At 66.9% G+C, this 23,842-nt stretch carries 21 protein-coding genes; 15 read left to right on the top strand and 6 right to left on the bottom strand.

Annotated elements, in window-relative coordinates; all coding sequences use genetic code 11:
- The first annotated feature begins 166 nt into the window (after positions 1 to 166).
- Positions 167 to 733: a hypothetical protein gene (locus ACTJKF_RS26385; protein ID WP_440627472.1), complete on the top strand. Its 567-nt coding sequence runs from the start codon at positions 167 to 169 to the stop codon at positions 731 to 733.
- A gap of 2 nt (positions 734 to 735) precedes the next feature.
- Entirely contained in the window at positions 736 to 1,560 is an 825-nt protein-coding gene (locus ACTJKF_RS26380) for a hypothetical protein (RefSeq protein WP_440627471.1), read from the top strand.
- 354 nt (positions 1,561 to 1,914) lie between these two features.
- On the opposite strand, the gene ACTJKF_RS26375 is transcribed toward ACTJKF_RS26380, so the two are convergent.
- The 4 genes from ACTJKF_RS26375 to ACTJKF_RS26360 all read right to left on the bottom strand — a co-directional run bounded on the left by ACTJKF_RS26375 (position 1,915) and on the right by ACTJKF_RS26360 (position 6,317).
- Complete coding sequence (locus tag ACTJKF_RS26375; RefSeq protein WP_440627469.1) at positions 1,915 to 3,033, bottom strand: ABC transporter ATP-binding protein; 1,119 nt, start codon at positions 3,031 to 3,033, stop codon at positions 1,915 to 1,917.
- A gap of 112 nt (positions 3,034 to 3,145) precedes the next feature.
- Complete coding sequence (locus ACTJKF_RS26370) at positions 3,146 to 4,003, bottom strand: carbohydrate ABC transporter permease (RefSeq protein WP_440627467.1); 858 nt, start codon at positions 4,001 to 4,003, stop codon at positions 3,146 to 3,148.
- Complete coding sequence (locus ACTJKF_RS26365) at positions 3,993 to 4,931, bottom strand: carbohydrate ABC transporter permease (RefSeq protein ID WP_440627465.1); 939 nt, start codon at positions 4,929 to 4,931, stop codon at positions 3,993 to 3,995. The genes ACTJKF_RS26370 and ACTJKF_RS26365 overlap by 11 nt, the downstream gene beginning before the upstream one ends.
- 138 nt (positions 4,932 to 5,069) lie before the next feature.
- On the bottom strand, positions 5,070 to 6,317 hold the full coding sequence (locus ACTJKF_RS26360; protein WP_440627463.1) for an ABC transporter substrate-binding protein: 1,248 nt from the start codon (positions 6,315 to 6,317) through the stop codon (positions 5,070 to 5,072).
- Positions 6,318 to 6,746: 429 nt separating this feature from the next.
- On the opposite strand from ACTJKF_RS26360, the gene zwf reads away from it, so the two are divergent.
- From zwf to ACTJKF_RS26345, 3 genes are all read left to right on the top strand, one after another.
- Complete coding sequence (gene zwf / locus ACTJKF_RS26355) at positions 6,747 to 8,216, top strand: glucose-6-phosphate dehydrogenase (RefSeq protein ID WP_440627461.1); 1,470 nt, start codon at positions 6,747 to 6,749, stop codon at positions 8,214 to 8,216.
- An 86-nt stretch (positions 8,217 to 8,302) separates the two neighbouring features.
- On the top strand, positions 8,303 to 8,983 hold the full coding sequence (pgl, locus tag ACTJKF_RS26350; protein ID WP_440627460.1) for a 6-phosphogluconolactonase: 681 nt from the start codon (positions 8,303 to 8,305) through the stop codon (positions 8,981 to 8,983).
- Complete coding sequence (locus ACTJKF_RS26345; RefSeq protein ID WP_440627458.1) at positions 8,961 to 10,889, top strand: bifunctional transcriptional regulator/glucokinase; 1,929 nt, start codon at positions 8,961 to 8,963, stop codon at positions 10,887 to 10,889. Before pgl ends, ACTJKF_RS26345 begins: the two co-directional genes overlap by 23 nt.
- 99 nt (positions 10,890 to 10,988) lie before the next feature.
- On the opposite strand, the gene ACTJKF_RS26340 is transcribed toward ACTJKF_RS26345, so the two are convergent.
- Positions 10,989 to 12,206, bottom strand: a complete 1,218-nt coding sequence (locus tag ACTJKF_RS26340) for a Bcr/CflA family multidrug efflux MFS transporter (protein ID WP_440627456.1) — start codon at positions 12,204 to 12,206, stop codon at positions 10,989 to 10,991.
- 218 nt (positions 12,207 to 12,424) lie between these two features.
- Between ACTJKF_RS26340 and ACTJKF_RS26335 the strand changes: the two genes are divergently transcribed.
- From ACTJKF_RS26335 to ACTJKF_RS26295, 9 genes are all read left to right on the top strand, one after another.
- Complete coding sequence (locus tag ACTJKF_RS26335; RefSeq protein ID WP_440627454.1) at positions 12,425 to 12,889, top strand: hypothetical protein; 465 nt, start codon at positions 12,425 to 12,427, stop codon at positions 12,887 to 12,889.
- 174 nt (positions 12,890 to 13,063) lie between these two features.
- Entirely contained in the window at positions 13,064 to 14,347 is a 1,284-nt protein-coding gene (gene hemL / locus ACTJKF_RS26330) for a glutamate-1-semialdehyde 2,1-aminomutase (RefSeq protein WP_440627452.1), read from the top strand.
- Positions 14,348 to 14,362: 15 nt separating this feature from the next.
- A complete protein-coding gene (ribD, locus tag ACTJKF_RS26325) occupies positions 14,363 to 15,484 on the top strand; it encodes a bifunctional diaminohydroxyphosphoribosylaminopyrimidine deaminase/5-amino-6-(5-phosphoribosylamino)uracil reductase RibD (protein WP_440627450.1) in 1,122 nt (373 codons plus the stop codon).
- Positions 15,485 to 15,498: 14 nt separating this feature from the next.
- Positions 15,499 to 16,128, top strand: a complete 630-nt coding sequence (locus ACTJKF_RS26320) for a riboflavin synthase (RefSeq protein WP_440627448.1) — start codon at positions 15,499 to 15,501, stop codon at positions 16,126 to 16,128.
- A gap of 175 nt (positions 16,129 to 16,303) precedes the next feature.
- The gene (locus ACTJKF_RS26315) at positions 16,304 to 16,822 is read left to right on the top strand and encodes a DUF1993 domain-containing protein (protein ID WP_440627446.1); all 519 of its coding nucleotides are present in this window, start codon (positions 16,304 to 16,306) and stop codon (positions 16,820 to 16,822) included.
- A gap of 187 nt (positions 16,823 to 17,009) precedes the next feature.
- Positions 17,010 to 18,152 (top strand): bifunctional 3,4-dihydroxy-2-butanone-4-phosphate synthase/GTP cyclohydrolase II, encoded by a 1,143-nt coding sequence (gene ribBA / locus ACTJKF_RS26310; protein ID WP_440627445.1) that lies wholly within the window; start codon positions 17,010 to 17,012, stop codon positions 18,150 to 18,152.
- Positions 18,153 to 18,205: 53 nt separating this feature from the next.
- Entirely contained in the window at positions 18,206 to 18,718 is a 513-nt protein-coding gene (ribH, locus tag ACTJKF_RS26305) for a 6,7-dimethyl-8-ribityllumazine synthase (RefSeq protein ID WP_440627443.1), read from the top strand.
- A complete protein-coding gene (gene nusB, locus ACTJKF_RS26300) occupies positions 18,715 to 19,152 on the top strand; it encodes a transcription antitermination factor NusB (RefSeq protein ID WP_059530215.1) in 438 nt (145 codons plus the stop codon). Before ribH ends, nusB begins: the two co-directional genes overlap by 4 nt.
- Positions 19,153 to 19,222: 70 nt before the next feature.
- Positions 19,223 to 20,419 carry a pyridoxal phosphate-dependent aminotransferase gene (locus ACTJKF_RS26295; RefSeq protein ID WP_440627440.1) on the top strand — a complete coding sequence of 399 codons (1,197 nt, stop codon included), beginning with the start codon at positions 19,223 to 19,225 and terminating at the stop codon, positions 20,417 to 20,419.
- 124 nt (positions 20,420 to 20,543) lie between these two features.
- Here ACTJKF_RS26295 and ACTJKF_RS26290 read toward each other — a convergent pair whose 3' ends face one another.
- The gene (locus ACTJKF_RS26290; RefSeq protein ID WP_440627438.1) at positions 20,544 to 21,671 is read right to left on the bottom strand and encodes a transglycosylase SLT domain-containing protein; all 1,128 of its coding nucleotides are present in this window, start codon (positions 21,669 to 21,671) and stop codon (positions 20,544 to 20,546) included.
- A gap of 596 nt (positions 21,672 to 22,267) precedes the next feature.
- Between ACTJKF_RS26290 and ACTJKF_RS26285 the strand changes: the two genes are divergently transcribed.
- Entirely contained in the window at positions 22,268 to 23,824 is a 1,557-nt protein-coding gene (locus ACTJKF_RS26285; protein ID WP_440627436.1) for a UbiD family decarboxylase, read from the top strand.
- The last annotated feature ends 18 nt before the right edge of the window (positions 23,825 to 23,842 follow it).

Genomic DNA, 23,842 nt, shown 5'->3' with positions numbered 1-23,842 from the left:
CCGGGCATCGTTTGAGTCACGAGGGGCCGTCGAAACGGGCTCTCGTCGCCACACGCCGATGATCCCAAACCACGCGATCTATCGGACACAATTATTTACATTTCCCTTTCACAGTCCCCAGTGCCGTGTTACGTTCCGCCCAACAAACGCGAACGAGTGGACTGGGATGACTATTTTTTACGCGGTAGTTGAAGACGATCCGCTGGACAGCGGCGGCTACGTACTCGATGGGGGTAAGTGCGGAACGATCGTAGGTGTCGACGGCAAACGCCGGAAAATCACGTTCGTCGGACAACGCGCGTGGTGCAGCACATGCGAGAGCATCGGGACAATTGAAGCGGCCCCCGGCGCGCCGAGCAAAAAGCGACTGCGCGACTTCACTTCCACAGGACGAGTTCAAGCCCTGAGCAACGATTGGGTCCGATGTCGCTGTGAGCGCCCTCCCCGCATCATTTCCCGATACGGCCGTCAATGGAAAATAGACGCTTCGAATTGCGCCCCCCGGATGCAATCCGAACTCGTCACCGATACGGTCACGGCAGCGCCCCAGTTCGTCTATAACGATTGCTTTGTTCTTCGGGACGCCGAGGGTGCCCCTCTGAGCGACGTCGCCTATGCATTGCAGCGAGACACCGGGGCGTTTGAATATGGACGAACGGACGCGCATGGACAAACGCACCTGCTCGCGTCCACCTCACGTGCCGAAAACATCACGATCTATCTCGCGGAATAGCCATGCCCGAACGCGTCCACGTTTCTCCTGAAGGCAATCGATACAAACGGATCGCGGCACGCAAGACCACGCCGACAAACGATCCGTCGCCGAAGCCCGTCACCGTTCGCTTCAAGACATTCTGGAAAACGGTCCGCACATGGACCGACGCCGACGTCGCCGAATACCAGCGCGCAGTTCCACAACTGGCGAAACAACTGCAAACGGAAACGTACTGGGACCGCAACGGCAGCACGCGCACGAATCGATTTACATGCGAGGACTTCGCGTTACGGTTGCTTGTCCAGTTCGCCGCCCTGCGTGGATTGCCGCTCAAGTTGACCACCGGTGTACGCAGTTATCGAAACGTGGAGGTTTACGGCGAATCGGAACACCAGCGATACGATTCGACGATGTACGGTTTCGCCGAGATGGTCTCGCTGACTTTCGGCGCACCGGACACACAACGCACCGATTCGAATACCGTACGACTTTCGACGGCCGAGTCGCTCCTCCCTGGAGACATGCTGGTACAGGCCAATGATCGCGCAGGCATCGGGCATCATGTTCAGTTGGTCACGAACACCTCGCCCTCGTCCGTTTCGATCATGCAGGGAAATTCGAGCGGTATGATCGTGCGTCCGTTCACGACGATCATGAGGATATTCGGCCACAATCGTGCAGATCCGCAAAGCGCCAGTTATGCAGGTATGGGCGTCGAAAACGGGTACTACACACCCGGCGAGGAAGGGTGGGACTACAGAAACGAGACCACAGGCGCCAAAGTGAAGGATTTTCTAAAGCAATTCCAGCTGTATCGCTGGAATTTCGCTGCATTCAATCAGTAATGCCGAGGCGAGGATGCGTGCGTTCTTTTCGGTAATCGCAGATAGCGACCTGTTCGGCGCACTCGCGACCGTTTGTCTGGTCGTAGCAGTGACTGGCCTGTTCTCCGCCGTCCGCCGCTCGAGGTTTTATTTTCCGGCAGTCTTCGCGTGCCTTCTGTTCATGCCGCTCATGCACGCGATCGGTTCGTACTTCCTGTCACTGCCGAGTCCGTGATTGCCTCCGTCGACTATCCCGACGCGCGCGGGCCACGGCATCCTGGTCGGACAAATCCGCTATGCCATGAATCGCGGCAATCGACGGCATCCGGATCGAACGATAATCCGGACGCGTCATCGATGCTCTATCCCCTTACCTCACGCGATCCGCTCTTCCGACGCCGGATCGAACAGCACCGCCTTCGATACGTCGAACAGCAGCGACTGCGTCTGCCCCGGCTGCGGATTCGCCGCCGGATGCACGCGGCTCACGATCCGCTTGCCGTTCACCTGCGCGAACACGTGGGTGTCCGGGCCCGTCGGCTCGGTCACATCGACGCGCACGTCGACCGGCTGCAGCTTCGACGCCTCGCCGTTGTGCGCGCTGCGCGCATCGGTGATGCGCTCCGGGCGCAAGCCCAGGATCACCTCGCGGCCCACGTGCGACTTCAGCTTCGCCGCATCGAACGGCAGGTTCAGCGCGCTGCGCGCAAGCCCCGTATCGATCTCGAGCGCGATCCCGCTGCCCTGCTCGACCAGGCGGCCGTTGATGAAGTTCATCGGCGGCGCGCCGATGAAGCCGGCCACGAACAGGTTCGACGGCGAATCGTAGATTTCCTGCGGCGCGCCGAACTGCTGGACGACGCCGTCCTTCATCACCGCGATGCGATCGCCGAGCGTCATCGCCTCGATCTGGTCGTGCGTCACGTAGACGATCGTCGTGCCGAGGCGCTGGTGCAGCAGCTTGATTTCGGCGCGCATCTCGATGCGCAGCTTCGCGTCGAGGTTCGACAGCGGCTCGTCGAACAGGAACAGCGACGGATCGCGCGCGAGTGCGCGGCCCATCGCGACACGCTGGCGCTGGCCGCCCGACAGCTGGCCCGGCTTGCGGTCGAGCAGATGCTGGATCTGCAGCATCGACGACACGCGCTCGACGATCTGCTGTTGCTCGCTCTTCGGCACCTTGCGGATGTTCAGGCCGAACGAGATGTTCTCGCGCACCGTCATCGACGGATACAGCGCGTACGACTGGAACACCATCGCGATGTCGCGATCCTTCGGCGACAGATCGTTGACGACCTTGCCGTCGATGCAGATCTGGCCGCTCGTCACGGTCTCGAGGCCGGCGATCATGTTGAGCAGCGTCGACTTCCCGCAGCCCGACCCGCCGACCAGGATCAGGAATTGACCGTCCTCGATCTCGATGTCGACACCCTTCAGGACCGGCACCCCGTTCGGGTAGGTCTTGTACACGTCACGGATGGAAAGGCTTGCCATGCTGTGAATCCTCTGTCTCGTCTCGCGCGGCGCACGCAGGCGCCGCGTCGGGTTCGTTTCGATGCGCCGCGCGTCGAGCGCGGCCGGTTCGTCGTATCGGATGAAGCCGCGCTTACCCCTTCACCGCGCCCGCCGTGAGCCCGCGCACGAAGTAGCGGCCGGCGACCACGTAGACGAGCAGCGTCGGCAGCGCGGCGATGATCGCGCCGGCCATGTCGACGTTGTATTCCTTCACGCCCGTCGACGTGTTGACGAGGTTGTTCAGCGCGACCGTGATCGGCATCGAGTCGACGCCGGAGAACACGATCCCGAACAGGAAGTCGTTCCAGATCTGCGTGAATTGCCAGATCAGGCACACCATGAAGATCGGCAGCGACACGGGCAGCAGGATCTTCGTGAAGATCGTGAAGAACCCCGCGCCGTCGATGCGCGCGGCCTTCACGAGTTCGGCCGGCACGCTCACGTAGAAGTTGCGGAAGAACATCGTCGTGAACGCGATCCCGTACACGACGTGCACGAACACCAGGCCCGGAATCGTGTTCGCGAGGCCGAGCATCCCCTGCAGGCGCGCCATCGGCAGCAGGATCACCTGGAACGGGATGAAGCAGCCGACCAGCATCATCGTGAACAGCGCGTCCGCGCCGCGAAAGCGCCAGTGCGTGAGCACGTAGCCGTTGAACGCGCCGATCAGCGACGAGATCAGCACCGCCGGAATCACCATCTGCAGCGAGTTCAGGAAGAACGGCTTCATCCCGTCGCAGCGCACGCCGGTACACGCGCCGCTCCACGCCTTGATCCACGGGTCGAAGGTCCAATGCGTCGGCGGCGTCAGCAGGTTGCCGGTGCGCAGCTGGTCGAGGTCCTTGAACGACGTCGACAGCATCACGTAGATCGGGAACAGGAAATACAGCGCGAACAGGATCAGCGCCGCATAGATCACTGCCCGGCTGATCGTCACTTTAGGCTGCATTGCGGGTGCTCCTCGATTCCATATACATCAGCGGCACCAGCACCGCGACCACGGTCGCGAGCATCATCACCGACGACGCCGCGCCGAGCCCGAGCTGGCCGCGGTTGAACGAAAACGTGTACATGAACATGGCCGGCAGCGACGACGACGTGCCGGGGCCGCCCGCCGTCAGTGCGACGACCAGGTCGAAGGTCTTGATCGTGATGTGGCAGAGAATCAGCAGCACGGAGAAGAACACCGGGCGCATGCTCGGGATCACGATCTTGCGGTAGATGGTCGGCAGCGTCGCGCCGTCGACCTGCGCGGCCTTGAAGATCTCGCCGTCGACGCCGCGCAGCCCCGCGAGGAACAGCGCCATCACGAAGCCGGTCGACTGCCACACGGCGGCGATCACGATACAGAAGATCGCCTTGTCCGGATCGTCGAGCCAGCCGAACGAGAAGCTCGCCCAGCCCCAGTCGTGCATCACCTTCTCCAGGCCGAGGCCCGGGTTGAGGATCCACTGCCACGCGGTGCCGGTGACGATGAACGACAGCGCCATCGGATACAGGAAGATCGCGCGCAGCGCGCCTTCGCTGCGGATCTTCTGGTCGAGCAGGATCGCCAGGAACAAGCCGAGCGCGACACAGATCACGATGAACGGAATCCCGAACCAGCCGAGGTTCGCGGCGGAAGTCCACCACACGTCGTTCTGGAACAGGTCGGAATAACGGCCGAAGCCGTCGAATTCGTAGTTGGGCAACAGCCGCGAGTTGGTCAGCGACAGATAACCGGTAATCAGGATGAAGCCGTAGATGAACACCACGGCGATCGCGAGGCTCGGCGCGAGCACGAGCTTCGGAATCCAGCGATCGGCGAAGGCCGACATCGGCGACGTGCGCCGTGCGGCGGCAGCGCCGGATCCGTTTCCGCTAAGAGGGGCAGCCACTTGATTCGACTCCTGGAACGAGGGCGACGCAGGCCGGGCCGGCGCCGGGTACGGCGCGGGCCCGCAGGCGAGCCCGTTTGCAGCACATGCAAAAACGCCCGGCCGATGGTGCGTGTCCGGCCGGGCGCCTGTCGCGCTTTACTTCACCTTCGCGGCTTTCGCGAGCGCGGCGACCGCGCTCTTCGAATCCTGCTGCGAGTTCATGAACTTCGTCACGACGTCGGTGATCGCGCCGGCCGTTGCATCGCCCTGCGCCATCCCGTGCGCGAGCGACGGCACGAAGCCGCCCGACTTGATCGCGGTCTGCTCGTCGGCGTACGACTTCTTCGCGCAGTCGTCGAACTTGTCCATCTTCACGCCGAGGCGCACGGGCACCGAGCCCTTCAGCAGGCTGAACTGCTCCTGGAAGTCCGGCGTCATGATCGTCTTCGCGAGCGCGAGCTGGCCCGGCGTCGCATTCTTGTTGCCCTTCTGCTGGAAGAACACGAACGAGTCGACGTTGAACGTGTACGAATTCGCGGTGCCCGGCACCGGCGCGCAGATGTAGTCCTTGCCCGACTTCTTGCCGGCGTTCTCGAATTCGCCCTTCGCCCAGTCGCCCATGAACTGCATGCCGGCCTTGCCGTTGATCACCATCGCGGTCGCGAGGTTCCAGTCGCGGCCGTTGCGGCCGGTGTCGAAGTAGCCCTGGATCTTGCGCACGGTATCGAACACCGACAGCATCTGCGGCGACGTCAGCGTGGCCTGGTCGAGATCGACGAGCGCCTTCTTGTAGAACGCCGGACCCTGCGACAGCACGACGTCTTCCCACAGCGTCAGGTCCTGCCACGGCTGGCCGCCCATCGCGACCGGCTGGATGCCCGCGGCCTTCAGCTTGTCGGCCACCGCGAAGAATTCGGGCCAGGTGGCCGGCACCTTCGCGCCGACCTTGTCGAGCGCGGCCTTGTTGATATAGAGCCAGTTCACGCGATGCACCGAGAACGGCGCGGCGACGGTATGGCCCTTGTACTTGATGATCTTGTCGATTTCCGGCGGAAGGTTCTGCTTCCAGTCGCCGGCGACGGCATCGACGTTGACGAGCACGCCCTGGTCGGCCCAGTCCTGGATCAGCGGGCCCTTGATCTGCGCGGCCGACGGTGCGTCGCCGCTGATCACCTTGGTCTTGAGCGCGGTCATGGCCGCCGCGCCCGCGCCGCCCGCGACCGCGAAGTCCTTCCACACGTAGCCCTGCTTCTGCAGGTCGTCCTTCAGCACGCCGACGGCCTTCGACTCGCCGCCCGAGGTCCACCAGTGCAGCACCGTAACGTTCTCGGCCGCCTGCGCCGCCACGGCGCCAGCCATCAGACCCGCGGCGCAGAGCGCGCCCATGATCGAGCGAACTTTCATTACTTATCTCCTCCAGACTGAATCAACTCGTTAAGTTCCCGGACAGGGAACCGGCTTCTTGATAAACGACGGGGAAATCGAGCCGCGGGACGCATGCAGCGTACGGGGCCGATGACCGGCCGGGCTCTTACAGAAAGCGTGAATCGAGATTCAACGGTGTGTCTCCTCTTTGTGTTTCTGGCCCGCCGCGATGCCGCGGCACGAGCCCGGGGCGACGGCGCGCGGACGATGCGCACCGTCAATGTCCGATAACATTCGGCACAAGGCGTTCCCGAAGGCGAAGCTCGCGCAGTTCATCGACCGCACTTCTTTTTTTCTTCACCCAGGTGCTACCCCTTGCGGCGGATTGTAGTTAAACTACAATTCAGTGTCAAAAATATTTTTATCGCACTACGGATCGCTTCCCAGCACCCCAACCGGCGGAGACACATGCATACCGATTCCAGCTTTACCTTCGTACTTTTCGGCGGCACCGGCGACCTGTCGATGCGCAAGATCCTGCCCGCGCTGTTCGAAGCGCACCGCGGCAACATGCTCGCGGAAAGCGGCAGGATCGTGGCCGTCGCGCGGCACGAATCGGATCGGGCCCACTATCTCGAGTGGGTCGACACGCACGTGAAGCCGCATGCGGCGAAGGCGGCCGGCAAGGCATTCGACGAAAGCGCGTGGAAATCCTTCCTCGAGCGCATCGAATACGTGAAGCTCGACCTCGGCCGCGCGGAAGACTACGTCGTGCTGCGCGATGCGGTCGCGCAACTGCCCGGCATCCGCGTGTTCTATCTCGCGACGGGGCCGTCGCTGTTCGTGCCGATCTGCAAGGCGCTGGCGTCGGTCGGCCTGAACGAAGGCGCGCGCATCGTGCTCGAAAAGCCGCTCGGCTACGACCTGAAGTCGTCGAATGCGATCAACGACGCCGTGGGCGAGATCTTCGCCGAAGGCCAGATCTACCGGATCGACCACTACCTCGGGAAAGAGCCGGTACAGAACCTGCTCGCGCTGCGCTTCGGCAATGCGCTGTTCGAGCCGCTGTGGCGCCGCGAATGGGTCGAGAGCATCCAGATCACGATCGCCGAGGAACTCGGCGTCGAGGCGCGCGGCGATTTCTACGACAATACGGGCGCGCTGCGCGACATGGTGCAGAACCACCTGCTGCAGTTGCTGTCGATCGTCGCGATGGAGCCGCCGCATTCGATGGACTCCGACTCGGTGCGCGACGAAAAGCTGCGCGTGCTGCGTGCGCTGAAGCCCGTCGATCCGCGCGACATCGGCAAGGTCGCGGTGCGCGGCCAGTATCATGCGGGCGTGATCAAGGGCGCGCAGGTGCCGGCCTACGCCACCGAACCGGGCGTCAAGCCCGACAGCCAGACCGAAACCTTCGTCGCGCTGAAGGTCGAGATCGAGAACTGGCGCTGGGCCGGCGTGCCGTTCTTCCTGCGCACCGGCAAGCGTCTCGCCGACCGCGTCGCGGAGATCGTCGTCAACTTCCGCGCGGTGCCGCACTCGGCGCTCGGGGCCTCCGCGTTGCGCGCCGGTGCGAACCGCCTCGTGATCCGGCTGCAGCCGAACGAGACGATTCGCCTCTACTGCCTCGCGAAGCAACCCGGCGAAGGGATGAACCTCGCGAGCGTGCACCTCGACCTCGCGTTCGACCAGTTCTTCAAGGAAGGGCAGATGGAGGCGTACCAGCGCCTGCTGCTCGACGTGATCAACGGCCGCCTCGCCCTCTTCGTGCGCCGCGACGAGCAGGAAGCCGCATGGCGCTGGGTCGAGCCGATCCTGAACGAATGGGCGCGCTCGCTGAAGCCGGCGAAGCCGTATGCGGCGGGCACGTGGGGGCCGGCCGCGGCGAGTGCGATGCTCGCGCAGCACGGCACCTGCTGGCTCGAAGAAGAAAACTGATGCAACCCGTTGCCGTGCGCCCACGCGCGCGGCAACGTGCCCCATGATTCGCACGAATTGAACAGACAAAGCAGTCCGGAGGAGATGTGATCGAGATCCACGCTTTCGACACCCAGGAAGCGCAAAGCGAAGCGCTCGCGCGCGCCGTCGGCGATGCGCTGCGCGCCGCGCTCGGCGGCCCCGCGCGCCCGACGCTCGCGGTGTCCGGCGGCACGAGCCCGCGCCCGTTCCTGCACACGCTGTCGCACGCGGCGCTCGACTGGGCCGGCGTCGACGTCACGCTGGTCGACGACCGCTGGGTGCCGGAAGACGACGCGGCCAGCAACGCGCACCTCGTGCGCGACACGCTGCTGCAACACGCGGCGGCCCCTGCCCGCTTCCTGCCGCTCGTCGACACGCGCGTGCCGCTCGACGCGCACGTCGCCGCGCTGAACGCGAACGCCGACTACCGCGTGCCGAGCGTCGCGGTGCTCGGCATGGGCGAGGACGGCCACACCGCGTCGATCTTCGCGGACGCGCCCGAATGGGACCACGCGATCACGACGCCCGAACGCTTCGTCGCCGTGCATCCCGGCGCCGCGCCGCATGCGCGCGTGAGCTATTCGCTCGATGCGTTGAAGCGCGTCGACCGGCTCTTCCTGCTGATCGCGGGCAGCCGCAAACGCGACGTGCTCGATGCCGCCGCCGCCACGCTGCAGAAGAACGCGATTTCCCAACTGGCCAACGACAAGGGGACCCAGCTCGATGTCTACTGGTGCGCAAAGTAAGGTTGTCGTCGCGGGCCAGCATGCCGACGGCCCGCGCCTGCTCGCGGACGTCGGCGGCACCAACGCGCGTTTCGCGCTGGAAACCGGCCCCGGCGAGATCACGCAGATTCGCGTTTATCCCGGCGCCGACTATCCGACGCTCACCGACGCGATCCGCAAATATCTGAAGGACGTGAAGATCGCCCGCGTGAATCACGCGGCGATCGCGATCGCGAACCCGGTCGACGGCGACCAGGTCACGATGACCAATCACGACTGGACCTTCTCGATCGAGGCCACGCGCCGCGCGCTCGGCTTCGACACGCTGCTGGTCGTCAACGACTTCACCGCGCTCGCGATGGCGCTGCCCGGCCTCACCGATGCGCAACGCGTGCAGATCGGCGGCGGCGCGCGCCGCCAGAACAGCGTGATCGGGCTGCTCGGGCCCGGCACCGGGCTCGGCGTGTCCGGCCTGATTCCGGCGGACGACCGCTGGATCGCGCTCGGCAGCGAAGGCGGTCACGCATCGTTCGCGCCGCAAGACGAGCGCGAGGATCTCGTGCTGCAGTACGCGCGCAAGAAGGTTCCGCACGTATCGTTCGAGCGCGTGTGCGCCGGCCCCGGCATGGAAATCATCTATCGCGCGCTCGCCGCGCGCGACAAGAAGCGCGTCGCCGCGACCGTCGACACGGTCGAGATCGTCGAGCGCGCGCATGCAGGCGACGCGCTCGCGCTCGAGACGGTCGAATGCTTCTGCGGGATTCTCGGTTCGTTCGCGGGCAGCGTCGCGCTGACGCTCGGCGCGCTCGGCGGCGTCTACATCGGCGGCGGCGTCGCACTGAAGCTCGGCGAACTGTTCACACGCTCGTCGTTCCGCGCGCGCTTCGAGGCGAAGGGCCGCTTCACGCACTATCTGGAGAACATTCCGACCTACCTGATCACCGCCGAATATCCGGCGTTCCTCGGCGTGTCGGCGATTCTCGCGGAGCAGTTGTCGAACCGCTCGGGCGGCGCGTCGTCGGCCGTGTTCGAGCGGATCCGCCAGATGCGCGACGCGCTCACGCCGGCCGAGCGCCGCGTCGCCGATCTCGCGCTGAACCATCCGCGCTCGATCATCAACGACCCGATCGTCGACATCGCGCGCAAGGCGGACGTGAGCCAGCCGACGGTGATCCGCTTCTGCCGCTCGCTCGGCTGCCAGGGGCTGTCCGACTTCAAGCTGAAGCTCGCGACCGGCCTCACCGGCACGATCCCGATGAGCCACAGCCAGGTGCATCTCGGCGACACGGCCACCGACTTCGGCGCGAAGGTGCTCGACAACACCGTGTCCGCGATCCTGCAGCTGCGCGAACACCTGAACTTCGAGCACGTCGAGAACGCGATCGAGATCCTGAGCGGTGCGCGCCGCATCGAATTCTACGGGCTCGGCAACTCGAACATCGTCGCGCAGGACGCGCACTACAAGTTCTTCCGCTTCGGTATTCCGACGATCGCGTACGGTGACCTGTACATGCAGGCCGCCTCGGCCGCGCTGCTCGGCAAGGGCGACGTGATCGTCGCGGTGTCGAAGTCGGGGCGCGCGCCCGAGCTGCTGCGCGTGCTGGATGTCGCGATGCAGGCCGGCGCGAAGGTGATCGCGATCACGTCGAGCAACACGCCGCTCGCGAAGCGCGCGACCGTCGCGCTCGAGACCGATCACATCGAGATGCGCGAATCGCAGCTGTCGATGATCTCGCGGATCCTGCATCTGCTGATGATCGACATCCTCGCGGTCGGCGTCGCGATCCGCCGCGCGTCGACGAACGGCGAGCTGCCGGAGGCCGTCGCGCAGGCGCGCGCGCGGGCGAGCGACGACGAAACGGCCGACGTGCTCGACTGGCTGAGCCACGGCGCGTCGCCGGCGGCGAAGGATGTCGCGCGGGACTGACGCGCGGCGCGGCGACGGCCGCTTTCGGTGCCCCAACGAAAAACGCCACCGGCGCATCGCGCCCGGTGGCGTTGTTCATTCCGTGACCCGGCTGGCGGTTCAGGCGCCCGCTTTCACCGGACGGCCGTGCCAGCGCAGCACGAGGTAGCGCCCGGCGAAACACAGCACGCCCGACACGCCGATCGTCACGCCCATCGCGAACGGCGTGCCGTCAGCGAGTGCGCCGATCGCGACGCTCGCGAGCGCGCCGAGCGCGAGCTGCATCGCGCCGAACACGGCCGCCGATGCGCCCGCGTTGTGCGGATAGCGGTGCATCAGGTCGGTCGTGCAGTTGGCCGACAGGATCCCGACCACGCCGACCACGAAGAACAGGCATACGACGATCGACCACAGCCCGCCCCACCCCGTCAGCGCGACGAGCGCGACCGCGAGCGACGCGATGGCGCTCACGAGCGACGCGGCCGCGATGAGGCGCAGCGACCCGATGCGGCCGACGAGGCGCGTGTTCGCGAAGTTGCCGATCATGATCCCGACGACGTTCAGGCCGAACAGCAGCCCGTAGTGTTGCGGCGACACGTGGAAATACTCGATGTACACGAACGGCGTCGCGGTGATGTACGAGAACATGGCCGCGAACGCCATCCCGCCGCACAGCATGTGCCCCCACGCGACCGGATCGGACAGGATGCGCCCGTACGATGCGAACGACGCGAGCACGGCCGCGCTCTTGCGCCGCTCCTTCGGCCAGGTTTCGGGCACGCGCAGGTACGCGGTCGCCGCGCACAGCGCGCCGAATGCGGCCAGCACGACGAACACGCCGCGCCAGCCGGCGAAGCGCAGGATCTGGCCGCCGATCAGCGGCGCAAGCAGCGGCCCGACCGCGGTGACGATCGCGACCATCGACAGCACCTTCGCCGCGTCGGTCGGTTCGTGCGCGTCGCGCGCGATCGCGCGGGCGAGCACCGACGCGGCGCCCGCGCCGAGCGCCTGCAGGAAGCGCACGAGGATCAGCATGTCGATCGAGCTCGCCACGAAGCAGCCGATGCTCGCGAGCGTGAACAGCGCGATGCCGCCGAGCAGCACCGGGCGGCGGCCCCACGTGTCGGACAGCGGGCCGTACAGCAGCATGCCGATCGAGAAGCCGGCCATGAAGCTCGTCAGCGTGCGCTGCGCGGCGCCGGGGCTCACCGAGAAACCGGCGGCGATCGACGGCAGGCTCGGCAGGTACATGTCGGTGGCGATCGGCCCGCAGGCGGCGAGCGCGCCGAGCAACAGGATCAGCCGGGCATCGGGCCGGCGCCGGACGGCGTGGGACATGGGTATCCGGAAAGGAAAGCCCGCGCGCATCGGGGCGCGTGTGGCTGTGAAGACGGGAGGCTGCGCCGCGGACGACGCTCAGGCCCATGATTGTACGCGCAACCTTTTCGCGTTTCCCGGCCGCGCGTCGCGCGGGGTCGCGGGCGGATTCGATTAAGCTTGCTGGCGCGCCGCCTTCTTGTCTGACCAATCAACCGATTCCACGCACGATCGAACCCATGACCGCCTTCCTGCTGATCTGGAGCCCCAAGAAATGGCCGTGGCCCGACCTGCCCGACGTCGCCGCGCGCGTGAAGGCCGGCGAGGCCGTGCACGACGTATGGGGCTGCGGCTTCGCACGCGGGATCCTGCCCGGCGACCGTGTGTTCCTGCATCGCGTCGCGAAGGAGCCGAAGGGCGTGTTCGGCTCCGGCTACGTGACGCGCGCGCCGTACGAGGTGCCCGATCCGTCGACGAAACGCGGCTACCGGCTGTGCATCGACTTCGTCTACGACTGGCTGGTCGACGCCCACCAGGACGTCGTGATCCCGCGCGACGCGCTGCGCGTGCATCCGTACTCGGTGCAGACCTGGGATGCGCAGACCTCCGGCACGTCGATCAAGCCGATGGTCGAGGGCCCGCTGGAGAAGCGCTGGGCCGAGCTGACCGGCAAGCGCAAGCCGCCGCCCTTGCCGGATCGATAACGGGGCCGAATCACCCCTTCCTGCCCGGCCCTGGGCAATCCCCGACGCGCCGAAAGGCCGCAGAACCGGCCGCGGGCCCGCCGGGCGCGTCTCTTGTACAATCGGACGATCGCTCCGCCCAGGCGCCGCGGCCCGTGCACAGGCCCCCGCGCCGTTCTCTCGCAGGTTTCGCTCATGTCCAACAATCAGATCCTTTTCGAACGCGCCCAGAAGACCATTCCGGGCGGTGTCAACTCGCCGGTCCGCGCGTTCCGTTCCGTCGGCGGCACGCCGCGTTTCGTGTCGCGCGCCCAGGGCCCGTATTTCTGGGATGCCGACGGCAAGCAGTACATCGACTACATCGGCTCGTGGGGCCCGATGATCGTCGGCCACGTCCATCCCGAAGTCCTGTCGGCCGTGCAGAACGTGCTCGCCGACGGCTTCTCGTTCGGCGCGCCGACCGAGGCCGAGATCGAGATCGCCGAGGAAATCTGCAAGCTCGTGCCGTCGATCGAACAGGTACGGATGGTGTCGAGCGGCACCGAGGCCACGATGAGCGCGCTGCGTCTCGCGCGCGGCTTCACGGGCCGCAGCCGCATCGTCAAGTTCGAGGGCTGCTACCACGGCCACGCGGACAGCCTGCTGGTCAAGGCCGGCTCGGGCCTGCTGACGTTCGGCAACCCGACGTCGGCCGGCGTGCCCGCCGACATCGCGAAGCACACGACCGTCCTCGAATACAACAACGTCGCCGCGCTGGAAGAAGCGTTCGGTGCGTTCGGCGACGAGATCGCCGCCGTGATCGTCGAGCCCGTCGCGGGCAACATGAACCTCGTGCGCGGCACGCCGGAATTCCTGAACGCGCTGCGCGCGCTGTGCACGAAGCACGGCGCCGTGCTGATCTTCGACGAGGTGATGTGCGGTTTCCGCGTTGCCCTCGGCGGCGCGCAGGCGCACTACGGGATCGCGGCCGACCTCACCTGCCTCGGCAAGGTGATCGGCGGCGGGATGCCGGCTGCCGCGTTCGGCGGCCGCCGCGACATCATGGCCCACCTCGCGCCGCTCGGCGGCGTGTACCAGGCCGGCACGCTGTCGGGCAACCCGATCGCGGTCGCCGCGGGCCTGAAAACGCTGCAGCTGATCCAGGCGCCCGGCTTCTACGACGCGCTCACCGCGCAGACGAAGTGCCTCGCCGACGGCCTCGCGGCCGAAGCGCGCGCGGCCGGCGTGCCGTTCGCGGCCGATTCGATCGGCGCGATGTTCGGCCTGTACTTCGCCGAGCGCGTGCCGACCAGCTTCGCGGAAGTCACGAAGAGCGACACCGAGCGCTTCAACCGCTTCTTCCACCTGATGCTCGACGAAGGCGTGTACTTCGCGCCGTCCGCGTACGAGGCCGGCTTCGTGTCGAGCACGCACGACGACGCGGTGATCGACGCGACGCTCGCGGCCGCCCGCCGCGCATTCGCGGCGCTGACCGCCTGACCCGGGTCCGCGCGCATGTTCTCGGATACCGATTTCGCCCACATGCAGCGCGCGCTCACGCTCGCGGCGCGTGGCATGTATACGACCGCGCCGAACCCGCGCGTCGGCTGCGTGATCGTCAAGGACGGCCACGTGATCGGCGAAGGCTTCACGCAGCCGGCCGGCCAGGATCACGCGGAAGTGCAGGCGCTGAAGGACGCGCGCGCGCGCGGCCATGACGTCGCCGGCTCCACCGTCTACGTGACGCTCGAACCGTGCAGCCACTTCGGCCGCACGCCGCCGTGCGCGAACGCGCTGATCGACGCGCGCGTCGCGAAGGTCGTCGCGGCGATGGAAGACCCGAACCCGCAGGTGTCGGGGCGCGGCCTCGGGATGCTGCGCGATGCGGGCATCGACGTGCGCTGCGGGCTGCTCGCGAACGAAGCGGGCGAACTGAACGTCGGCTTCGTGTCGCGCATGACGCGCGGCCGCCCGTGGGTGCGGATGAAGACGGCCGCGTCGCTCGACGCGCGCACCGCGCTGCCGTCCGGCGAAAGCCAGTGGATCACCGGCGAGGCCGCGCGCCTCGACGGCCACGCATGGCGTGCGCGCGCATGCGCGATCCTCACCGGAATCGGCACGGTGCGCGAGGACAACCCGCAGCTGACCGTGCGCGGCATCGACACGCCGCGCCAGCCGCAGCGCGTGCTGATCGACAGCCGCCTCGACCTGCCGCTCGACGCGCGCCTGCTCGAAGGCGCACCGCTGCTGATCTTCTGCGGCCGGCTCGACGCCGGCGGCGAAATGCGCGCGAACGTGCTGAAGTCGCGCGGCGCGGAAATCGTGCCGCTCGCGAATGCGCACGGCAAGGTCGACCTGCCCGCGATGCTGGCGGAGCTCGGCGCGCGGGGCGTCAACGAGCTGCACGTCGAGGCCGGCCACAAGCTGAACGGCTCGCTGTTGCGCGAGCAATGCGTCGACGAGCTGCTCGTCTATCTCGCGCCGAGCCTGCTCGGCAGCGACGCGGCCGGCATGTTCGACCTCGCCGCGCCGGCGAGCCTCGACGCCCGCACGCGGCTCGCGTTCCACAGCGTCGAGCGGATCGGCGACGATCTGCGGATCCTGGCGCGTATCGCGCCGCCCCCCGCCACCCACTGAACGGAATCGTCACGATGTTTACCGGCATTGTCGCGGCCGTCGGCCGCATCGAATCGATCCACCCGCTCGGCACGTCGCCCGACGCGGGCGTGCGCCTGACCGTGCAGGCCGGCGGGCTCGACCTCGCCGATGTCGCGCTCGGCGACAGCATCGCGATCCAGGGCGCGTGCATGACGGTCATCGAAAAGACCGCGACCGGCTTCGACGTCGACGTGTCGCGCGAGAGCCTGAACCGGACGGTCGGCCTCGCGCAGCCCGGCGAGGTCAACCTCGAGAAGGCGCTGCGCGCGCACGACCGCCTCGGCGGGCATATCGTGTCGGGCCACGTCGACGGTCTCGGCACCGTGACGCGCTTCGCGCCGGTCGGCGAATCGCACGAGTTGCGGGTCGTCGCGCCGCGCGAACTCGGCCGCTATCTCGCGTACAAGGGCTCGATCACGGTCAACGGCGTGAGCCTGACCGTCAACACGGTCGACGACCGCGCGGACGGCTGCGAATTCTCGATCAACCTGATCCCGCATACGGTCGAGGTCACGACGCTGCGGCACGTGAAGGCCGGCGACAAGGTCAACCTCGAAATCGACATGATTGCGCGGTACGTCGAGCGGATGATGTCGGCCTCGCAGGGCGTGCATCAGGACTGATCGGCCGCTCCGCCCCTGGGGATGGAATCGCTACCGGCGGCCCGGCACCTGGCCTGACGGCCAACGATGCGCACGGGCCGCCCCGTCGCGCTAAGATGCAACGGCGGCGGATTTGGCGCCGCGACGCACGGCGCGCCGCGTACCAACTGCCCTCTTTTCCACCAGGAGTCGTCCCATGTCCATCTCGATGTACCAGGCTTCGCTGCCGGTCCTGATCCGCGGCCTCACCAACCTGCAGCACATCCTCGGCAAGGCGCAGGCGCATGCCGCCGAGAAGCAGATCGACCCGTCGGTGTTCATCGGCGCACGCCTCTATCCGGACATGCTGCCGCTCGTCCGCCAGGTCTACATCGCGACCGACACCGCCAAGGGCTGCGCCGCGCGGCTCGCCGGCGCGGACATCCCGAGCTACCCCGACGTCGAACAAACGTTCGACGAGCTGCATGCGCGCATCCAGAAGACGATCGACTATCTGAAGGGCTTCGACGCCGCGCAGATCGACGGCAGCGAAGCGCGCCAGATCGTGCTCAAGATGCGCGTCGGCCCGATCGAGTTCACCGGGCAGTCGTACCTGCTGAACTTCGTGCTGCCCAACTTCTTCTTCCACGTGACGACCGCGTACGACATCCTCCGCCACAGCGGTGTCGAACTCGGCAAGCTCGATTACCTCGGCGGCCGCAACGACCACGCGTGACGCTCGGCCAGACTCGGGCCGCCCCGTGGCCGCCCGCGCGCGGGCAGGCCGCGGCGGCCCGGGCAGGCCTGCGTCACGGGCCGGCCGCACCGCCTTCCGGCAGGCTCGCCGGCCGCACGCGGCCGGTGCCAGCCGAAACGCGGTCCGGCTGGCGTAAAATACGCACTTTCCTCTTTCTCGCCCCCTTATGACGCTCGCCTCCACGCTCGACATCATCGCGGAGTTGAAAGCCGGCCGGATGGTGATCCTGGTCGACGAAGAAGACCGCGAAAACGAAGGCGACCTCGTGATCGCCGCCGAATTCGTCACGCCGGAAGCGATCAACTTCATGGCCAAGTACGGCCGCGGCCTGATTTGTCTGACCTTGACGCAGGAACGCTGCAAGCAGCTGCACCTGCCGCTGATGACCCACCGCAACGGCACGCAGTACGGCACCGCGTTCACGGTCAGCATCGAAGCGGCCGAAGGCGTGACGACCGGCATCTCGGCCGCCGACCGGGCGCATACGATCGCCACGGCGGTCGCGCACGACGTGCGCCCCGAGCACATCGTGCAGCCGGGCCACGTGTTCCCGATCATGGCCCAGCCGGGCGGCGTGCTCGTGCGCGCCGGCCATACCGAGGCCGGCTGCGACTTCACCGCGCTCGCCGGGCTGACGCCGGCCGCGGTGATCTGCGAAGTCATCAAGGACGACGGCACGATGGCGCGCCTGCCCGACCTGCTCGAGTTCGCGAAGGAACACGATCTGAAGATCGGCACGATCGCCGACCTGATCCAGTACCGCAGCCGCACCGAATCGATCATCGAGCGGATCGCCGAGCGCACGATGCAGACTGCGCACGGTACGTTCCGCGCGGTGCTGTACCGCGACCAGCCGAGCGGCTCGCCGCACATCGCGCTGGTACGCGGCACGCTGTCGCCCGACGTCGATACGCCGGTGCGCGTGCACGAGCCGCTGTCGGTCCTCGACCTGCTCGAGACGAGCATCTCGACCCACTCGTGGACGCTCGACGCGGCGATGCGCGAAATCGCGGAACGCGACCTCGGCGTGATCGTGCTGCTCAACTGCGGCGACACGAAGGAACATCTGATCGACGTCTTCAAGGCGTTCGACGAGGAAGAAAGGGCCGCTGCGCTGAAGCGTCGGCCGGTCGATTTCAAGACGTTCGGCATCGGCGCGCAGATCCTGCGCGATGTCGGCGTCGGCAAGATGCAGGTGCTGTCGAATCCGCGCAAGCTGGGCAGCATGTCCGGCTACGGCCTCGAAGTCACGGGCTTCATTCCGATGCCCGGCGCAGAAGCCAAGTCCTGCCCGGCGCCCCACGCGTAACCCGCCACGGCGCTTTCGCCCAATAACCGTTCATCCACACCACGGACCAGATCATGGAAATCGGACAATACCAACCGAATCTCGAAGGCGACGGCCTGCGTATCGGCATCGTGCAATCCCGCTTCAACGAACCCGTCTGCAACGGCCTCGCCGATGCATGCGTCGAAGAACTCGAGCGCCTCGGCGTCTCCGGTGAAGACGTGCTGCTCGTGTCGGTGCCCGGCGCGCTGGAAATCCCGCTCGCGCTGCAAAAGCTCGCGGAAAGCGGCCAGTTCGACGCACTGATCGCGCTCGGCGCGGTGATCCGCGGCGAGACGTACCACTTCGAACTTGTGTCGAACGAAAGCGGCGCGGGCATCACCCGCATCGGCCTCGACTTCAACCTGCCGATCGCGAACGCGGTCCTGACGACCGAAAACGACGAGCAGGCCGTCGCGCGCATGACCGAAAAGGGTCGTGACGCCGCACGCGTCGCGGTCGAGATGGCCAACCTGACGATGGCCCTCGACCAGCTCGGCGACGAGGACGAAGAAGAAGACGAAGACGACGAAGAGGAGCGCGCATGAAGAAGAGCGCCCGCCGACAATCGCGCGAGCTAGCGACGCAGGGCCTGTATCAGTGGCTGCTGTCGAACGCGGCCTCCGGCGAGATCGACGCGCAACTGCGCGGCGCGCTCGGTTACGACAAGGCCGACAAGGAACTGCTCGACGCGATCCTGCACGGCGTGATTCGCGAGCATGCGACGCTCGTCGAAGCTCTCACGCCGTCGCTGGACCGTCCGGTCGACCAGCTGTCGCCGGTCGAACGCGCCGTGCTGCTGATCGCGACGTTCGAGCTCACGCATCATGTCGAAACGCCGTATCGCGTGATCATCAACGAAGCCGTCGAACTCGCGAAGACGTTCGGCGGCTCCGACGGCTACAAGTACGTCAACGGCGTACTCGACAAGCTCGCCGCGAAGCTGCGCCCCGCTGAAACGCAGGCGCGCCGCAACGGCTGATCGACGTGTATCGACGGGCGCGCAAGCGCCCGTTTTTCGTTTTCCTTCCGCTCTCCACTCCGTCCGACCGATGAATACCACCGCCGATTCGCTCGTCACGCTCGCCGCACGCGTCGACGCGATCCAGCCCTTCTACGTGATGGAACTGATGAAGGAGGCACAGCGGCTCGAGTCCTCCGGGCGCGATGTTATCCACATGGGCATCGGCGAGCCGGATTTCACCGCACCGGAGCCCGTCGTCGAGGCGGCCGCGGCCGCATTGCGCCGCGGCGTCACGCAATACACGAGCGCGCTCGGCATCGCGCCGCTGCGCGAAGCGATCGCCGCGCACTACGCGCGCGCGTACGGCCTCACGATCAGCCCCGAGCGGATCATCGTGACGGCCGGCGCGTCGGCCGCGCTGCTGCTCGCGTGCCTGGCGCTCGTCGGCCGCGACGATGAAGTCTTGATGCCCGATCCGTCGTATCCGTGCAACCGGCACTTCGTCGCGGCGGCCGAAGGCCGCCCGGTGCTCGTGCCGAGCGGCCCGGAAGCCCGTTTCCAGCTCACCGCGGACGACGTCCGCACGCGCTGGGGCGACCGCACGCGCGGTGTGCTGCTCGCGTCACCGTCGAACCCGACCGGCACGTCGCTCGAGCCCGACGAGCTGAAGCGGATCGTCGAGGCCGTGCGCGCACGCGGCGGCTTCACGATCGTCGACGAGATCTACCAGGGGCTCAGCTACGACGCGGCACCCGTATCGGCGCTGTCGTACGGCGACGACGTCATCACCGTGAACAGCTTCTCGAAGTACTTCAGCATGACCGGCTGGCGGCTCGGCTGGCTGGTCGTGCCGCCCGCGCTCGTCGGCACCTTCGAAAAGCTGCAGCAGAACCTGTTCATCTGCCCGTCCGCGCTTGCGCAGCACGCGGCCCTCGCCTGCTTCGAACCGGCGGCACTCGACATCTACGAAGCGCGCCGCCTCGAATTCAAGCGTCGCCGCGACTTCATCGCGCCGGCGCTCGAGAAGCTCGGCTTCGCGGTGCCCGTGATGCCGGACGGCGCGTTCTACGTGTATGCGCAGTGCCGCGGCGTCGCCCATCCGGCGGCCGGCGACAGCGCAGCACTCACGCAGGCGATGTTGCACGACGCAGGTGTCGTGCTGGTGCCGGGCATGGACTTCGGCGTGCATGCCCCGCGCGACTATATCCGGCTGTCCTATGCGACCGCCTATGCGCGCCTCGAAGAGGCCGTCGAGCGGCTCGCGACGCTGTTCGGCCAGCACTGACGCCCGGTCTGCCCTTCCCCGGGGCGGCACACCAGGCCGTTGCGCCCCGCGCAAAACGAAAAAGGCACCCGGATCGGGTGCCTTTTTGCTTGGGTCCGGCCGAAACCGGATGGCCCGCGTGGTGTTACGCGCCGAGTTCCGAATGATCGGCGTGCGCCTGCTTCGCGGTGTCGACGCTCGCGTCGTCCTGCTGCGGCGCGCCCTTCGGCGCGGCAGCGGCCTTCGCGGCGATCGGCTGTGCGCTGTCGAGCGTCGCGTGTACGCGCTTCGCGCCGCCTGCCGCTGCCGTAACGGCGGCGGTGACGATCGGCTTCGACGGCTGGGCAGGCGCCTGCGGCGCGTTGACCGGCACGCTGCGGCCATGCGAGACGTCGCGCAGGCGGCCGCGTTCGGCCATGACCTTCGAGCCGTATGCGGTGTCGTCCGGGTTCGTCGAGCCGTTGTACAGGCGCAGGCCGTTCGCAAGCGAGCCGCCGCGGGCGATGCAGTCCTTCAGCACCAGCGCGCCGACCTGCAGGTTCGCGATCGGTTGCAGCGCGGTGTCGGTGCCGCCGAAATATTCGAACTTGTCGGAATGGACCTTCGACATGACCTGCATCAGGCCTTGTGCGCCGACGCCGCTTTCCGCGTACGGATTGAAACCCGACTCGATGGCCATCACGGACAGCAGCAGCAGCGGATCGAGGCCGACGTCGCGGCCGGTCTGGAAGGCGGCCTTGACGAGCTGCCCGAGCGGCTCCTGCGCGACCCGGTAACGGCGCGACAGGTAAGTGGCGACGAGCGCCTGTTCGCGGTTCGACGCGAGCGCACGATCGTCGCGCGCATCGGCCGGGACCCGCTGGGTCGGGATCAGTTTCGCGAGCGCGACGGGCGACGGGCCGTTACGGGCCGGATCGGACGCATCGTTCTGCGCGGCGGCTTCCGGTGCGACGTCGAGGCCGACGGCGAGCGCATCCGTTTCGGGGGCGTCTTCCTGCTGCGGCTGTACGCCGGCAGGCGCGAAATTCGGCAGCGGATGGCCGGTCAACAGACGCGCCGGACCGGCCTGCACGGCCGCGGATACGATCGGCATCAGCTTTGCGGCGATGTCCCCGCGCACGGTCGGCAACAGCCACAGGGCAAGCCCGACCGCGACAGCGAAACAACCGACAACGCTGAATAGATGGTGACTGACACGCGTCCCGCGACGCAGCATGTCGCGCACGAACTGCGCATGCTGCTCACTGGGACGCCACGATAACCAAGCGTTCATTCAGATCATCTCCCATGAACATGACTCGTGCGGCTCGCTCAGCTCGATGGCGAGACAGAATACGCGCCGCGGAATCACGACGCCGCACGCCTTGGTTGGGACGCGCAAGCATCGGGGAAACGGTATAAGTACCGTTCGAGGCCACGGTGTAAGAGGGCCGGCACCTTCGCACACTGGGCGAGGCGGGCATACGCGGTGGCACCCACGCAAAAAACCAGCGTCTCGTGGCGCTGGCTGGGACTACGACAAAGGCCGTCGAATACGCCGTGCAGGTTTCGGCGGACGGTGACGCGCTGCGTCAAAGATCGGTGATTGGCGGCTCGAAGCCTTTTACCCTGCAACCAATGTGAGCGGATTCTAGCAGGGTTTTATAGATCGTCAACACTATAAAACATCAAAATCATAACAAAAAGTAATTTTGAATCGCCCTTCAGTTCGCGAGCCCCCTGCCGTAGGGGCTTTGCGCGCGGTCGACCTTTTTCTCAGCCGGGCGTGCGCGCGGCGGGCCGGGTAAAATCGTCGGTCGATTCGGGGCCGCAGCCGGCCGCTGCGCCCGCTCATCGCTGCCCGCCCCGCGGGCAGCCCGGACCTTCTTCATGAAATACAAAGACTTACGCGATTTCATTCAGCGCCTCGAGGCGCTCGGCGAACTGCGGCGCGTCACGCAACCCGTGTCGCCCGTGCTCGAAATGACCGAGCTGTGCGACCGCGTGCTGCGTGCCGGCGGCCCGGCGCTGCTGTTCAACGCGCCGCCCGGCAATGCGTTCCCGGTGCTCGGCAACCTGTTCGGCACGCCGCGCCGCGTCGCGCTCGGGATGGGCGTCGATGCGGGCGACGACGCCGCGCTCGGCTCGCTGCGCGACCTCGGGCGGCTGCTGTCCGCGCTGAAGGAGCCGGATCCGCCGAAGAGCCTCAAGGATGCCGGCAAGCTGCTGTCGCTCGCGAAGGCCGTGTGGGACATGGCGCCAAAGTCGGTGTCGTCGCCGCCGTGCCAGGAGATCGTCTGGGAAGGCGCGGACGTCGACCTGAACAAGCTGCCGATCCAGACCTGCTGGCCCGGCGACGCGGGGCCGCTCGTCACGTGGGGCCTGACGGTCACGCGCGGGCCGAACAAGCCGCGCCAGAACCTCGGCATCTACCGTCAGCAGCTGATCGGCAGCAACAAGCTGATCATGCGCTGGCTCGCGCATCGCGGCGGCGCGCTCGACTTCCGCGAATTCGCGCTAAAGAACCCGGGCAAGCCGTATCCGGTCGCGGTCGTGCTCGGCGCGGATCCGGCCACGACGCTCGGCGCGGTGACGCCCGTGCCCGATTCGCTGTCCGAGTACCAGTTCGCCGGCCTGCTGCGCGGCAGCCGCACCGAGCTCGCGAAGTGCCTGACGCCGGGCGTCGACACGCTCCAGGTGCCCGCGCGCGCGGAGATCGTGCTCGAGGGCTTCATTTACCCGCAGGAGGGCACGCCCGCCCCTGCCCCGGCCGGCGCGCCGCCGCGTCCGGCCGGCAATGCGGCTGCCACGTACGAGCACGCGCTCGAAGGCCCGTACGGCGACCATACCGGCTACTACAACGAGCAGGAGTGGTTCCCGGTGTTCACCGTCGAGCGCATCACGATGCGCCGCGACGCGATCTATCACTCGACCTATACGGGCAAGCCGCCCGACGAGCCGGCCGTGCTCGGCGTCGCGCTGAACGAGGTGTTCGTGCCGCTGCTGCAGAAGCAGTTCGCCGAGATCACCGACTTCTACCTGCCGCCGGAAGGCTGCAGCTACCGGATGGCCATCGTCCAGATGAAGAAGAGCTACGCCGGCCATGCGAAGCGCGTGATGTTCGGCGTGTGGAGCTTCCTGCGGCAGTTCATGTATACGAAGTTCATCGTGGTCGTCGACGAGGACGTGAACATTCGCGACTGGAACGAGGTGATCTGGGCGATCACGACCCGCGTCGACCCCGTGCGCGACACCGTGATGGTCGACAGCACGCCGATCGACTATCTCGATTTCGCGTCGCCCGTCGCGGGTCTCGGCTCGAAGATGGGCCTCGACGCGACCAACAAGTGGCCTGGCGAGACGAACCGCGAATGGGGCCGCCCGATCGAGATGGACGCGGCCGTGAAGGCGCGCGTCGACCGGCTCTGGCAGGAGATCGGACTCTAGGCCCAAGCGGCCGGCAAG

Source organism: Burkholderia sp. 22313 (assembly GCF_052045245.1).
Taxonomy (GTDB): Bacteria; Pseudomonadota; Gammaproteobacteria; order Burkholderiales; family Burkholderiaceae; genus Burkholderia.
This window is presented reverse-complemented; position numbering and strand designations above follow the sequence as displayed.

Coding starts and splice junctions, on each gene's coding strand:
- ACTJKF_RS26385 (WP_440627472.1), top strand. CDS start 167: ATGACTATTTTTTACGCGGTAGTTGAAGACGATCCGCTGGACAGCGGC.
- ACTJKF_RS26380 (WP_440627471.1), top strand. CDS start 736: ATGCCCGAACGCGTCCACGTTTCTCCTGAAGGCAATCGATACAAACGG.
- ACTJKF_RS26375 (WP_440627469.1), bottom strand. CDS start 3,033: ATGGCAAGCCTTTCCATCCGTGACGTGTACAAGACCTACCCGAACGGG.
- ACTJKF_RS26370 (WP_440627467.1), bottom strand. CDS start 4,003: ATGCAGCCTAAAGTGACGATCAGCCGGGCAGTGATCTATGCGGCGCTG.
- ACTJKF_RS26360 (WP_440627463.1), bottom strand. CDS start 6,317: ATGAAAGTTCGCTCGATCATGGGCGCGCTCTGCGCCGCGGGTCTGATG.
- zwf (WP_440627461.1), top strand. CDS start 6,747: ATGCATACCGATTCCAGCTTTACCTTCGTACTTTTCGGCGGCACCGGC.
- ACTJKF_RS26345 (WP_440627458.1), top strand. CDS start 8,961: ATGTCTACTGGTGCGCAAAGTAAGGTTGTCGTCGCGGGCCAGCATGCC.
- ACTJKF_RS26340 (WP_440627456.1), bottom strand. CDS start 12,206: ATGTCCCACGCCGTCCGGCGCCGGCCCGATGCCCGGCTGATCCTGTTG.
- ACTJKF_RS26335 (WP_440627454.1), top strand. CDS start 12,425: ATGACCGCCTTCCTGCTGATCTGGAGCCCCAAGAAATGGCCGTGGCCC.
- hemL (WP_440627452.1), top strand. CDS start 13,064: ATGTCCAACAATCAGATCCTTTTCGAACGCGCCCAGAAGACCATTCCG.
- ribD (WP_440627450.1), top strand. CDS start 14,363: ATGTTCTCGGATACCGATTTCGCCCACATGCAGCGCGCGCTCACGCTC.
- ACTJKF_RS26320 (WP_440627448.1), top strand. CDS start 15,499: ATGTTTACCGGCATTGTCGCGGCCGTCGGCCGCATCGAATCGATCCAC.
- ACTJKF_RS26315 (WP_440627446.1), top strand. CDS start 16,304: ATGTCCATCTCGATGTACCAGGCTTCGCTGCCGGTCCTGATCCGCGGC.
- ribBA (WP_440627445.1), top strand. CDS start 17,010: ATGACGCTCGCCTCCACGCTCGACATCATCGCGGAGTTGAAAGCCGGC.
- ribH (WP_440627443.1), top strand. CDS start 18,206: ATGGAAATCGGACAATACCAACCGAATCTCGAAGGCGACGGCCTGCGT.
- nusB (WP_059530215.1), top strand. CDS start 18,715: ATGAAGAAGAGCGCCCGCCGACAATCGCGCGAGCTAGCGACGCAGGGC.
- ACTJKF_RS26295 (WP_440627440.1), top strand. CDS start 19,223: ATGAATACCACCGCCGATTCGCTCGTCACGCTCGCCGCACGCGTCGAC.
- ACTJKF_RS26290 (WP_440627438.1), bottom strand. CDS start 21,671: ATGAACGCTTGGTTATCGTGGCGTCCCAGTGAGCAGCATGCGCAGTTC.
- ACTJKF_RS26285 (WP_440627436.1), top strand. CDS start 22,268: ATGAAATACAAAGACTTACGCGATTTCATTCAGCGCCTCGAGGCGCTC.